This window comes from Uliginosibacterium gangwonense DSM 18521 (genome assembly GCF_000373965.1).
GTDB lineage: Bacteria > Pseudomonadota > Gammaproteobacteria > Burkholderiales > Rhodocyclaceae > Uliginosibacterium > Uliginosibacterium gangwonense.
In genome coordinates this window covers 228,853-241,742 of the sequence record NZ_KB892868.1, presented here as the reverse complement: position 1 = coordinate 241,742, position 12,890 = coordinate 228,853, and the positions used below count along the sequence as shown (strand labels likewise).

At 58.5% G+C, this 12,890-nt stretch carries 14 protein-coding genes; 2 read left to right on the top strand and 12 right to left on the bottom strand.

Annotation, left to right across the window (positions count from 1 at the left end; all coding sequences use genetic code 11):
• Together B145_RS0123800 and aspA are read right to left on the bottom strand one after the other, a co-directional pair.
• The coding region (locus tag B145_RS0123800) for an NAD-dependent malic enzyme (protein ID WP_018610795.1) at positions 1-1,643 on the bottom strand (1,643 nt) is incomplete at its 3' end.
• A complete protein-coding gene (aspA, locus tag B145_RS26920) occupies positions 1,640-3,094 on the bottom strand; it encodes an aspartate ammonia-lyase (RefSeq protein WP_018610794.1) in 1,455 nt (484 codons plus the stop codon). The genes aspA and B145_RS0123800, both read right to left, overlap by 4 nt.
• A gap of 156 nt (positions 3,095-3,250) precedes the next feature.
• On the opposite strand from aspA, the gene B145_RS26915 reads away from it, so the two are divergent.
• Positions 3,251-4,186: a LysR substrate-binding domain-containing protein gene (locus B145_RS26915; protein ID WP_018610793.1), complete on the top strand. Its 936-nt coding sequence runs from the start codon at positions 3,251-3,253 to the stop codon at positions 4,184-4,186.
• Here B145_RS26915 and B145_RS0123785 read toward each other — a convergent pair.
• A complete protein-coding gene (locus B145_RS0123785; RefSeq protein WP_026259446.1) occupies positions 4,183-5,472 on the bottom strand; it encodes a dicarboxylate/amino acid:cation symporter in 1,290 nt (429 codons plus the stop codon). The genes B145_RS26915 and B145_RS0123785 overlap by 4 nt on opposite strands.
• Positions 5,473-5,680: 208 nt before the next feature.
• The gene (gene xth, locus B145_RS0123780) at positions 5,681-6,439 is read right to left on the bottom strand and encodes an exodeoxyribonuclease III (protein WP_018610788.1); all 759 of its coding nucleotides are present in this window, start codon (positions 6,437-6,439) and stop codon (positions 5,681-5,683) included.
• A gap of 163 nt (positions 6,440-6,602) precedes the next feature.
• On the opposite strand from xth, the gene B145_RS0123775 reads away from it, so the two are divergent.
• Entirely contained in the window at positions 6,603-7,070 is a 468-nt protein-coding gene (locus B145_RS0123775; RefSeq protein WP_157288604.1) for a hypothetical protein, read from the top strand.
• Positions 7,071-7,080: 10 nt separating this feature from the next.
• On the opposite strand, the gene B145_RS26910 is transcribed toward B145_RS0123775, so the two are convergent.
• The 8 genes from B145_RS26910 to B145_RS0123730 form a co-directional block, all read right to left on the bottom strand.
• On the bottom strand, positions 7,081-7,764 hold the full coding sequence (locus B145_RS26910) for a glycosyltransferase family 2 protein (RefSeq protein WP_018610783.1): 684 nt from the start codon (positions 7,762-7,764) through the stop codon (positions 7,081-7,083).
• A gap of 115 nt (positions 7,765-7,879) precedes the next feature.
• Positions 7,880-8,335: a ferritin-like domain-containing protein gene (locus B145_RS0123765; protein WP_018610782.1), complete on the bottom strand. Its 456-nt coding sequence runs from the start codon at positions 8,333-8,335 to the stop codon at positions 7,880-7,882.
• A 13-nt stretch (positions 8,336-8,348) separates the two neighbouring features.
• Complete coding sequence (locus B145_RS28925; RefSeq protein ID WP_157288603.1) at positions 8,349-8,570, bottom strand: hypothetical protein; 222 nt, start codon at positions 8,568-8,570, stop codon at positions 8,349-8,351.
• A gap of 101 nt (positions 8,571-8,671) precedes the next feature.
• Positions 8,672-9,283: a 30S ribosomal protein S4 gene (gene rpsD / locus B145_RS0123755; RefSeq protein WP_018610779.1), complete on the bottom strand. Its 612-nt coding sequence runs from the start codon at positions 9,281-9,283 to the stop codon at positions 8,672-8,674.
• A 34-nt stretch (positions 9,284-9,317) separates the two neighbouring features.
• The gene (gene hemP, locus B145_RS0123750) at positions 9,318-9,506 is read right to left on the bottom strand and encodes a hemin uptake protein HemP (RefSeq protein WP_018610777.1); all 189 of its coding nucleotides are present in this window, start codon (positions 9,504-9,506) and stop codon (positions 9,318-9,320) included.
• A gap of 15 nt (positions 9,507-9,521) precedes the next feature.
• Entirely contained in the window at positions 9,522-9,818 is a 297-nt protein-coding gene (locus tag B145_RS0123745; RefSeq protein WP_018610776.1) for a hypothetical protein, read from the bottom strand.
• Positions 9,819-10,248: 430 nt separating this feature from the next.
• Positions 10,249-10,734, bottom strand: a complete 486-nt coding sequence (locus tag B145_RS27950; RefSeq protein WP_018610771.1) for a DUF4124 domain-containing protein — start codon at positions 10,732-10,734, stop codon at positions 10,249-10,251.
• Between the two features lie 21 nt (positions 10,735-10,755).
• On the bottom strand, positions 10,756-12,813 hold the full coding sequence (locus B145_RS0123730; RefSeq protein WP_018610769.1) for a M3 family metallopeptidase: 2,058 nt from the start codon (positions 12,811-12,813) through the stop codon (positions 10,756-10,758).
• Positions 12,814-12,890: the final 77 nt, after the last annotated feature.

The following is a 12,890-nucleotide window of genomic DNA, read 5'->3' as shown; positions in this document are numbered from 1 at the left end:
TCGATCTGTGCATCGGTATAAGCCTCGGTCAGCCCTTCAGCACGGGCCTGCTTGGCCACGGCCACGGCGATGTTGGCCGAGACCTTGCGCATGTCGTTCAAGGGCGGCAGCAGCTTGCCTTGCGGGTCGTCCTTGGCGGGTGACATGGCCGCCAGTGCGCGCGCTGCGGCGAGGAACATGCCGTCGGTGACGCGACGGGCCTTGACCGCCAGCGCAGCCAGACCGACTCCGGGGAAGATGTAGGAGTTGTTGGTCTGGGCGAAGTGGTGGGTCTTGCCTTCGTAGTCGATGGAGGCAAAGGGGCTGCCAGTGCCGATGATGGCGCGTCCTTCGGTCCAACGCACGATGTTGGCCGGTTGGGCTTCGACGCAGGAGGTGGGGTTGGAGAGCGGGAAGACGATCGGGCGGGCGACATGGCGGGCCATTTCGCGGATGATCTCTTCGCTGAAGGAGTCGGCCTGACCAGAAACGCCAACCAGTACGGTGGGTTTGGCGTTACGGGCCACGTCGAGCAGCATGGCCTTGTCGGCGCTGTCGAGCTTCCAGCTCTTGAGCAGGGCGCTGTCCTGGGTGTAGGCCTTCTGGAAGGCTTCCAGGTTCGGGGTCTGTTCGGTCACCAGGCCATGACGGCCAACGATGTAGAAGCGCTTGCGGGCTTCTTCTTCGCTCAGGCCAGCTTCAACCATGGCGTGCTTGATCAGATCAGCAATGCCGATGCCGGCTGAACCACCGCCGAGGATGGCGATGCGTTGTTCGGTCAGCGCTACACCCGTGATCTGGATGGCGGACAACAAGGTGCCGGTCGCAACCGAAGCGGTGCCCTGGATGTCGTCATTGAAGGTGCACAGGCGGTCGCGGTAACGGTCCAACAGACGGTTGGCGTTGTTCTTGTGGAAGTCTTCCCACTGCAGCAGCACTTTCGGCCAGCGTTTGTGGACGGCGGCCACGAAGGCTTCGATGAAGTCATCGTATTCCTGACCACGCACGCGTTCATGGCGCCAGCCAATGTAGCGCGGGTCAGCCAGACGTTCTTCGTTGTTGGTGCCCACATCCAGCGTGATCGGCAGCGTGGTCGACGGATCAATACCGCCGCAGCCCGAGTAGATCGCAAGCTTGCCGATGGGAATGCCCATACCGCCCACCCCTTGGTCCCCCAGACCGAGGATACGTTCACCATCGGTGACGACGATACACTCGACGTTGTCAAAACGCGGGTTGGCCAGAATCTGATCCAGACGATCCTTGTTCGGCAGGCTCAGGAACAGCCCACGCGGACGACGGTAGATGTGGCTGAACTGCTGGCAGCCTGCGCCCACGGTGGGGGTGTAGATGATTGGCAGCAGCTCTTCCAGATGTTCGGTGATCAGTGCGAAGTAGAGTGTCTCGCAGGTGTCTTGCAGATCCCGCAGGAAGACATAGCGGTCCAGATCACTCGGCAGGGCCCGCACGCATTCCAGACGGCGCTGTACCTGGTCTTCCAGGCTTTCAATGTGGTCCGGCAGCAGCCCATGCAGGTGGAACGCGTCACGCTCTTCGAGTGTGAAGGCGGTGCTTTTGTTCAGCAGCGGGTTTTCGAGGATTTCGTTGCCGCGCTCTGCCAGCAGCAGAGGCATATGCTTGGTGGTTGTTACATGTGTGCTCATGGGTGTTTCTCAGCAGGTTGAAGCGTTGGTGCGGAAGTCGTGCCACGGCGTAGCAGCGTGGGTTGCGTCAGGATTTCCGGGCGCAGGATTTCCGCGAGTTGTTCGGCTGTAAGCAAGCCACGTTCCAGCACCAGTTCGGAGACGCCGCGTCCTGAAATGAGTGCTTCACGGGCGACTTCGGTGGCATGGGTGTAGCCGATGTAGGGGTTGAGTGCAGTGACGACGCCGATGGAGTCTTCCACGCTCTTGCGTAGGCGTTCGACATTGGCGGTGATGCCGACGACACATTTGTCGGCAAGTACACGACAGCCTGCGGCCAGATGGGTTGTACTCTTGAAGAGACTATGGGCGATGATCGGCTCAAAGGCGTTGAGTTGGAGCTGGCCGCCTTCTGCTGCGAAAGAAACGGTGACATCGTTGCCGATGACTTCGAATGCAATCTGGTTGACCACTTCAGGGATTACCGGGTTGACCTTACCCGGCATGATCGAAGAGCCGGCCTGACGTGGCGGCAGGTTGATTTCCCCCAGGCCCGCACGCGGACCGCTGGAGAGCAGGCGTAGATCGTTGCAGACCTTGGAGAGCTTGGTGGCCACGCGCTTGAGCACACCGGAGATCTGCACGAAGCAGCCGCAGTCCTGCGTGGCTTCGATCAGGTTGACCGAGGTGATCAGCGGAATGCCGGTGATTTGGGTGAGGTGGCGGCGCACGATTTCCGCATAGGCCGGATGGGCCGTGATGCCGGTGCCAATCGCGGTGGCCCCCAGGTTGATTTCACAGAGCAAACGGGTTGTTTCGCGGACACGTTCCTGATCTTCGCCTAGCATGACGGCATAGGTGGAGAACTCCTGCCCCAGCGTCATGGGCACCGCATCCTGCAACTGGGTACGCCCCATCTTCAGTACGTGCTTGAATTCTTCTGCCTTGGCTTCGAAGGCACCACGCAGATAGCCCATTGCGTCGATCAGGCGCAGCAGGCCGTTGTAGGTCGCTAGGCGGAGCGCAGTGGGGTAGACGTCATTGGTCGATTGACTCATGTTAACGTCTTCGTTCGGGTGCAGCAGGTTATAGTCGCCTTTTTTGGCGCCCATCAGTTCCAGGGCACGGTTGGCGATCACCTCGTTGGCATTCATGTTGGTCGAGGTACCTGCTCCGCCCTGGATCACGTCGACCACGAACTGGTCGTTGAGGGCGCCAGCGCGGATTTCCTCGCAGGCGGCGATGATCACTTGTGCCTTGGCCGGGGCCAGGAAGCCCAGCTCCAGGTTGGCGCGGGCTGCGGCCATCTTGATTTCGGCCAGCGCACGGATTAGGTCGGGGTAAGTGGAGATGGGGATGCCGGAGATCGGAAAGTTTTCCTGGGCGCGCAAGGTATGCACACCATAGTAAGCTGCTGCAGGGACTTCACGGTCTCCCAGAAGATCATGTTCTAAACGTATGCTTGCCGCCACAATTTGCTCCTCGGCTGGATGTAGGTTACAACAACCCAAGACTGGCTTGAATACATCTTATGAGTGGTGTGAGGACTACTACTAGCGCCATACAAAGAATGCATGGAGTCATTCAAAATGAAAGAAGTCACAGGTTTTTTTTGATCTACCTCAGTTATGAATATCGATTGGTTTGAAGACTTCATCTGCCTGGTTGAAGCGCGCAGCTTTTCGCTTGCCGCGCAACGCCAGAGTGTTTCCCAGCCTACGTTCAGCCGCCGCATCCAGGGGCTGGAAGAATGGCTGGGCACCGAGCTGATCGACCGCACGGCCAAGAACGTGCGCCTGACGCCCGGTGGGCGGGTATTCCTGGCGTTTGCCGAGGAGATGGTGCGGCGCACGCGGGAGATGCGTGCGATTCTCCGCGATCAGGCCCCACTGAGTGGTGAAACGGTGCGTTTCGCGGTCGCCCATACCTTGTCGCTGACCTACTTTCCCGGCTGGCTCAAGCACCTCAAGGAACGCTTCCCGACGCTGCTGGCCCGCGTGTTGGCAGTGAATGTGCAGGACGGGGTGACGACGCTGACCGAGGGGGAAACGGATTTCCTGATTGCCTATCACCATCCGCAGATCCCCTTCATCAAGGAGTCTCGCGGCCACCCCTACGTCTCGCTCGCCAAAGACCGCGTGGTGCCCTACAGCGGCGTGGATGCGGAAGGCAAACCGCTGTTCTGCCTGCCTGGCAATTCGCGCAAGCCCTTTCCCTTCCTGGCCTATGAAAGTGGCGCGTATCTGGCGCATATCGTGGAAGTGATTTTGCTTTCTGCAGGCCACCCGAGCTTTTTGCAGCGCTCGTTCGAGACCCATATGGCCGAAGCGCTCAAGGCCATGATCGTGCAGGGGCATGGGATTGGCTGGCTGCCCGCAAGCTGTGCGGCGCGCGAGATACATGACGGGGTGTTGGTGCAGGCGGGGGATGAAGATTGGGTGAGCGATATCGATGTCCGCGTCTACCGCTCACTGGACAATACCAAACCCATAGTGGATATGATCTGGCAGCATCTGCTGGAGGAGACGGCAGAACCCAAGGGCTCTGCCGTTCAAGGGACTTAGGCCGATTCGTGGGCCAGCGCAGGCGCTTGTTCTGGCACGGTTTCGTCGTCTTCAACGGTCGCGCTCAGCTCACCTTCCCACTTGGCAACCACGGCGGTGGCGATGCTGTTGCCGATCACGTTGGTGGCGGTACGACCCATGTCGAGGAACTGGTCGATCGCCATGATCAGCAGCAGGCCGGATTCGGGCAGGTGGAACATCGGCAGCGTAGCGGCCACCACGACCAGGGAGGCGCGGGCGACACCGGCCATCCCCTTGCTGGTGAGCATCAGCACAGCCAGCATGGTCAGCTGGGTGGCAATCGACATGTGGATGCCATAGGCCTGGGCGATGAAGATGATCGCAAAGGCCTGATACATCATCGAGCCATCCAGGTTGAAGGAGTAGCCCAGCGGCAGGATGAAGCTGGTGATGCGCTTGGAGGCGCCAAATTTTTCCAGCTGTTCCATGGTCTTGGGATAAGCCGCTTCGCTGCTGGCGGTGGAGAAAGCCAGCAACATCACGCTGCGCATCAGGCTCATCAGCTTGAAGACGCGCTCACGCAGCACAATCCAGCCTGCGGCAATCAGCAGTGCCCACAGTACAATGAGGCCAGAGTAGAACGAGGCGATCAACTTTCCGTAGGTGAGCAGCACGCCCAAACCTTGTGTGGAGATGGCCGCACCCATGGCGGCGAACACACCGATGGGGGCAAACTGCATCACGTAGTCGGTCACCTTGATCATGACGTGAACAACATCGTCGGTGAACTTGGTGATCGTTTCCACCTTCTTGCCCAGCGCGGCAATCGCCAGCCCGAAGAAGATCGAGAACACCAGGATTTGCAGGATCTGGTTGCTGGCAAAGGAATCGAACACGCTCTTGGGGAAGACATTGAGCAGGAAGTTCGTGAAGGTCAGCGACTTGGTGGCCAGATTGGTGCTGGCGTCTGCCGGGGGCAGTGGCATGTTCAGCGCAGCGCCCGGTTGTAGGACGTTGGCGAACAGACAGCCCAGCAGCAGGGATATGATGGCTGCGGTGACAAACCACAGGATGGCTTTGCCGCCGACACGGCCCACAGCCTTGCTGTCGCCCATGTTGGCAATGCCGGAGACCACGGTGCTGAAAACCAGCGGGGCGATGATCATCTTGATCAGGCGCAGGAAGATATCGCTGACCAGACTGAAGTAGCCCGCGATTTCCTTGGCCGCGTCAGGGGACGGGGCCATCGAGTTGACGGCGTAGCCTGCAACGATACCCAGGATCATGCCGAGCATGATGCGGAGTGTGAGCTTATTGGCGTTCACGTGAATGATTCCTTTGGCGAGGAGTGGGTCTTTATGATCCGCCCCAATCACTGCTTGGGGCTCACGCTAGGAATAGCATCCAACGTGCCAGGCTACGGAAACCCGGCATTGGGCTTAACTTGCTGTATTACAAGGAAATGACAGCAAGTTCTGGGCGGTTTTTCGACGTGTAACAGCTTTGGCGAACGGTTTTCCGTTCGCTGTTGGCCTACGCCCACTCCAATAGAACCGGGGTGTGGTCCGAAGGCCGCTCAAGTTTACGCGGCGCCTTGTCGATCCAGCTGCGGGTCACCTGTGGCGCCAGCGCAGGCGAGACCAGCAGATGATCAATGCGCAGCCCGAAATTGCGGCGAAAAGCCATCATCCGGTAATCCCACCAGGAATAGCTCTTTTCCGCCTGTTCAAACAGCCGGAAGGCGTCGACCAGCCCCAGGTTCACAAGCGCACGGAAAGCCGTGCGTTCCGGCTCCGAGACCAGCAGGCCTTCTTTCCAGTCCGGGTGGGCATCGCGTTCTTCAGGCGCAATGTTGTAGTCGCCCGCCAGCACCAGTTGCGGATAGCGGACCAGTTCATCCTTGAGCCATGCTGTCAGCGCCTCCAGCCAGGCGAGCTTGTAGGTGTATTTGTCCGAGTCCAGTGCCTGACCATTCGGAAAATACGCGCTGATGACCCGCACGCCACCGATGGTGGCAGCAATGATGCGTTTTTGCTCATCGGCAAAACCGGGGATGTCCCGGCTCACATCCTGTGCCTCGGCACGACTGATGATGGCCACGCCGTTGTAGGTTTTCTGGCCATTGAATGCGGCGTGATATCCGGCGGCTTCAATCTCGGCGAGCGGAAAGGCTTTGTCTTCACACTTGAGTTCCTGCAGGCAGACCACATCGGCCTGCTCGGCGGCCAGCCAGTCCAGCAGATGGGGCAAGCGGACTTTGAGTGAATTGACGTTCCAGGTAGCAATTTTCATAGGGGCAATGTCGGGGGGAATGGATATTGGTGTCGGTTTTTGTCTATTGTATGCGTTTCTGTGGCGTGTTGCCGTCTAGTGTGAGGAAAGCAAAACCCGCACGCGGCAACGGGGATTTGTTAAGATATTGACATATGAATGCTTGTGCTAAAAAGGGGAAAAGATGAAGAACATATGGGGAGCGGGGATTGCGCTTATGTTGTCGGCCTGTGCTTCAACGTATAGCGCACCGGCCATGATTGCACCGCGTGTGTCGGCACCCGTCCAGGTCAAGCCTGCCGAGGTGCTGCGGGTCAGCAAGCGGGTGTTGGCAGGAGAGGGCTTCCAGATCAACGATAGCGATCTGGAGGCTGGAACGCTGATTACCGCGCCGAAGAATTTCCGGGTGTCGACCAAGGAGGCCGATTGTGGCTCGACCATGGGGATCGACTACCTGCTGGATAATCGCACCACCACCCGGGTCAGCTATAGCGTGATTGCAGAAGACGGGCGGGTGCTGGTGACAGCCTATGTATTGGGGGAATACAAACTGGGGGATGCAATGCAGGATATTACCCTGACATGCGTCTCCAAAGGCGAGCTGGATCGCTGGATGCTCAGCAAGGTTCTGGATGAATTGGGCCGCAAGTAATGCTATCCGGCTAGAGTTTTCCTGCGGAGTAACGGTAGAACCGCAGGGACTCCGGGCACTTGACTAGATCCTTGAGTTTGAAGGGGGCCTCGTTGTTTAAGTGCTTGGCATAGGTGTTGCGCGCATGCGCAATACACACAATGGCCAGCCAGGCATCCAGTTGCACCATCGGGTTGGTGAAGTTGCGGGTAAACAAGGCTTCATCGCGGATGATTGCATTGTCATCAAAGCGATTATCCGCGAGATATTCGCGCTTGTAGGCAAAGGTGCCATTGGTGGCGTGGTTGGGGCCGAATGGCCCCATCTGGAAGAGCTTGTTGCGTGTGCAGTCGTACACATACATCAGGCTTGAACCTGCAATCAGCGCATCACTGGCGCTGAGCGTGGCGACCGCATGGCTGACCCGGCGTGGCGGATAGTAATCGTCATCATCCATGTGCACCAGGATATCGCCTTTGGCATACTCGGCCAGCAGGTTGCGCTTGTGCCCCAGCAGGGTTTTCTCGTCCAGGCGGATATAGCGCACGCCAGGCTGGTTTTGCAGCAGATCAGCGACACTGTCTTCGCCATCGTCGAGTACCACCAGTTCCATGCGATTGGCGGGATAATCCTGGCGGCGATAGTTGCGCAGCAGTTGCGGGATGAAGGCGCGGCGGTTGGCGGTAGGGGTGAGAATGCTGACGAAGGGAAGCATGGCAATAGGCCTTGGATACCAAGCTTGCAATGATGCAAGATGCGCGGCCAAAGTGCAAATTTCGGTGCCTTGTCCCGCCGGAGCTGCCGATGTAGCACCTCCGGCGGATCGGTTCTCAGGCGTCAAACGGCGAGATATCGCCCGGTTTGCGTAGCATCTTGTTGACTTCGTCCAGGTGAAGCTCTTCCTGCACGATCATCTCACGTGCATATTCTTCCAGCAGCACGGATGTACTTTCTGCAATCTTGAGCAAATCGTAATAGCCCCTGAGGGCGTTTTTCTCGTGTTCTAGGCTTTCACGTAGAATATCGCCAATATCGTGTTTTTCTGTTTCCAGCAAGGCGCCGATTTTCAGCGAAGGGTGGCCGCCCAGCAAAGTCACCAGTTCTCCGGCTTTGTGTGCATGCGTCAGCCCCTCGGCGGCATTGTCTTTGAGCCACGAGACGATGGGGATGCGGTGATAACCATATACCATCAAGGAATAGTGGGTATAGCGCACCACACCGGCTAGCTCGGTTTCCATGATGAAATTGAGTGCCGCGATGGCTTTTTTTGTGTCGAGGTCGTTCATTGAGGCTCTCCTGTCAGGTTTGTTCATGGCCGTCGGTGATTGCGATGGCTTCTTCATTCTGGCTGCCTTCTTCCGATTCAACAAGGGAATCAGACAGCAGATTGCGCAAGCCGCACGTCAGACCCGTTGTGCTGGAGGGCTTGGACAAATGTGCAGCACTTACCCTTTCTTTTGCAATGGTTTTTGACCGGTCGGCCGATGTTGTGGCGACATGCGGTCGGGATTTTTCATACACATCGTCTGTGTGAGGCCGACTGGGGCGAGGCGCTGGCGAGCGTGGAATTCCGCTTGATCAGGGTGATAGCGCCTCTGTTGCCTCCTGCGGATGAGCAGACCCTAGATCCTTTGTGCGTAATATTCCACGATCAACTGCATTTCCAGTGGAAACGGGATGTCGTCCAGGCCGGGCAGGTAGCTGACGCATGCACTCAATTGCGCCTCATCTACGGCAAGCCATGCGGGGCGGCTCAGTGCCGGATCAGCAAGGTTGGCCTGAATGATCGTCAGGGTTTTGCTCCGGGGATGAATGCTGATGACATCTGCTGTGCGCACTAGGAAGGATGGGATATTTACCGCTTTTCCATTGACTCTGAAGTGGCCGTGATTGACGAGTTGCCGGGCAGCAGGAATCGAGGGGGCAAAGCCTGCGCGAAACACCACATTATCCAGGCGGCGTTCCAGCAGTTCGGCCAGTTTGGCCCCGGCGGAATCCCTGGCGCGGCGGGATTCGATCACCAGGCGGCGCATCTGCCGCTCAGACAGGCCATAGTTGAAGCGCAGTTTCTGCTTTTCCTGCAACTGTAGCCCGTAGCCGGATTTGCGCTGCTGTTTCATCCCATGCTGACCGGGTGGGTGTGGGCGGTTGGCAATCGTTTTGCGGGATAGGCCGGGCAGATCGACACCCAAGGCACGCATGATTTTGAGACGGGGGCCAGTGTAGCGAGACATCCGTTGAATCCTTTCAATATTTCTTTGGCATGGTTTATTTGGTGAGGATCAGCTTGCCGTTGCGTGTCGCCCGCAAGGTGTAGCGCATGCCCTCATGCTCAATGGTGATGACATTGGATTGGCCTAGCAGCGCCCGGCTGGGGATGATTGCAGGCTGCGGGGGCTGTGCATGTTCTGCCGTAACCTTGAATCCCGGGGGTGGTGTGCTCGAAATGTCTTTCATTGCGCGCCAATCCGCTCAGTGCAGCAGGGCTTGCTGCATTTTTTCTGCCATGGCGCGGCTCTGTACTGCCTGCTCCTGCTTATGGGCTTCCAGCTCTTCGCCCAGGCGATACCAGATGTCAGCCAGTTCATCGCATGTCCGTGCCAGCAACGGATCGGTATCGGTGCGCTCGGCGAGCGTTGTCAGTTGCAAGACCAGCGCTTGGCATTTTGCCCGACTTAAGCCATGGGCCGCCGAGCAGGTCAGAAGGTGGAGGGCGGCTGCCAGTAATGTCGCCGGGCTCGTCTGAGCCATGTCTGGATCGATATTCATCAATGACTCCTTGGGGTACGGTCAAGAGAGTGAGTGGGTATGGCTGATGGATATGCCATTTGATAGCGATGCGTGCGTCAAGCGTGTTGTGCGCAAAATGTCAAGCGCGAGGCAAGCCATCTTTTTCATGAGTGATTCCTGCGATGAAAAGGTGCTGGCTGGCTGACATGGTGTCGCTGGCTTGCGAAAGCAAAGAGTGGCCCATGGTCGGGCACGCTACGTGGTGAGGAGAGGCTGCCGCTGTATGGCAGCCCCTCGCCACCTGTCATCAGTCGATCCCCAACCGATCAGCCGACGACATGGGTGATTATATACAAATGAGAATCATTCGCAATTGAAATTTGCGAATTTGTTTTGGTGGGTTTGATGTACTGGGAAGGGGCGCAAAAAAGCCACCCTAAGGTGGCTTGGTGATGGGGTGTTGGTGCGCTTACTCAGCCGTTTTCGGCTTGAATTGCTTGGGATAGCCTGCTGCATCCAGGGCACTGTTCCAGCTGTCCTCATTGAAGCCCTGGACCAGCTTGGAACCCACCGAGAGGGAGGGCACCATCGGAGCTTTGCCGATCTGCTTGACGATGTCCTTCACGTCATCAGTGGTCTTGACCACCTTTTCGGTGAAGGGCAGCTTGCGGGCCTTGAGGAGCGCACGGGCCGTGTCGCAGACGTCCTTGTAGTCGGGCGAGGAGTAGAACGTAATCGGCGCAGCTTCAGCCGCCTTGCGCACGTCATAAGGCAGCTTGTCCATCTCGATGGTGTTGGTGCTGAGTTTGCGGGTCTGGGCGTTGGTGTCGGTGGGGGGCACGTCGGAGTATTGCACCTTGCCGTTTTTATCCACCCAGCGATAAATCTCGGCATTGGCAAAACTGCTCAATACCAGCCCCGCTACGATCAGTATCGCAAGCCAAGCCTTTTTCATGTTCTTCTCCTGTATTCCCGTTCAGTTTTCCACCATGCCACTGTGGCGCAACAGGGCATCGATCCGTGGTTCGCGCCCACGGAATTTGCGGAACGATTCCAGCGCCGGGCGTGAACCGCCTACGGCAAGCACTTCCGCAAGGAAGCGTTCGCCGGTATCGCGGTCCAGCACGGGCCTGCCTTGTTGCCGTGCTTCTTCAAATGCCTCGTAGGCATCTGCGGAGAGCACTTCGGCCCATTTGTAACTGTAATATCCTGCAGCGTAACCTCCTGCAAAGATGTGCGAAAAACTGTTGGGGAAGCGCTGCCAGGCGGGCGGAATGATGACTGCCACCTCGCGCCGCACCTCATCAATCAGTTTTTGCGCATCCAGCGGATGTGTTGCCGTTGATTCATGATGCAGGCGCATGTCGAAGAGCGCAAACTCCAACTGCCGGACGGTCTGCAGACCGCTTTGGAAGTTGCGCGCAGCCAACATCTTGTTGAACAGCGTGCGGGGCAGGGCTTCACCGCTGTCAACATGGGCAGTCATTTGGGAGAGCACATCCCATTCCCAGCAGAAGTTTTCCATGAACTGGCTGGGCAGCTCCACCGCATCCCACTCCACGCCATTGATGCCGGACACCCACAGGTCTTCCACCTGGGTGAGCAGATGATGCAGGCCGTGGCCCGTTTCGTGGAACAGGGTCTGCACATCGTCATGGCTGAAGGTGGCGGGTTTGCCGCCAACCGGGGCGGGGAAGTTGCAGACCAGATAGGCCACCGGGGTCTGGATGCCGGTGGCTGTCCGGCGCCGGGTGATGGCGCTGTCCATCCAGGCGCCACCGCGCTTGGTGTCGCGGGCATAGAGGTCAAGGTAGAACTGGCCGATGAGCTTGCCTGCACGTTCAATGCGGAAGAAACGTACATCCGGGTGCCAGGTGGGCGCCTGCTCGGCCTGGATGCTGACGCCAAACAGCCCCTCGACCACGCCAAAGAGTCCGGCGAGCACCTTGGGTTCGGGGAAGTATTGCTTGACCTCCTGCTCGGAGAAGGCATAACGCGCCTGCCGGAGTTTTTCCGACGTCCAGGCGGTATCCCAGGCCTGCAGGTCGGCCAGCCCCAGTTCCTTGGCCGCAAAGGCCCGTAGCTCCTGCATGTCGCGTTCAGCGAAGGGTTTGGCGCGTTGTGCAAGCTGGTGCAGGAAGTCGAGCACCTGTGCCGGCGTGTCGGCCATCTTGGGTACCAGGGAGACCTGGGCATAGTCGCCCAGCCCCAGCATGGTGGATAGCTCGGCACGCAGGGCCAGGATGCGCTGGATCAGTGGGGCGTTATCCCATTCGGCGTGGCCTTTGTCGGCGGAGAACTCCGAGGCGCGCGTGGCGTAGGCGCGATACATCCGTGCCCGCAGCTCACGGTTGTCGGCATATTGGAGCACCGGCAGGTAGGAGGGCATGTGCAGGGTAAAGAGCCAGCCGGGTTTGCCTGCGCGCTCGGCGGCTGCGCGGGCTGCGGCCAGCGCGTCTTCCGGGATGCCTGCCAGTTGGGTGGCGTCTTCGATATGCTCGGCATGGGCGTTGGTCGCATCCAGCAGATTTTCGGAGAATTTGGCAGCGAGCCCCGCGAGTTCTTCCTGAATTGCCTGGAAGCGCGGTTTTTGATCATCGGCGAGTTCTGCGCCAGACAAGCGGAAGTCTCGCACTTCGTTATCGATGATGCGTTGCCGCGCAGGGGAGAGTTGCGTGTATTCCGCGCTGGCCTGCAAGGTTTTGTACTTGGCAAACAGCGCAAGGTTTTGTCCCAGCTCGCTGTAATAACGGGTGACTTCAGGCAGCATTGCGTTGTAGGCTTCACGCCATGCAGGGGTATCCATCACCCCATGCAGATGGCCGATCACCCCCCAGGCCCGTGAGAGGCGCTCACCCATCGTCTCCATCGGGGCAACGAAATCCGCCCAGGTCGCCGGGGTGCCCGGGGCACTCTGACGGGCGATCAGCTCACGTCCTTCGGCCAGCAACTGACTGATGGCCGGAGCAACATGTTCAGGGACGATGGTGTCGAAATGGGGCAGGCCGGAATTGTCGAGAAGTGGATTCATCATGGTCGTGTGGGTAGAAAGTCTGAAGTTCGGGGCTCATTATGCCGAAATCAAGACTGAGCTTGCCTTAAAACCGATGC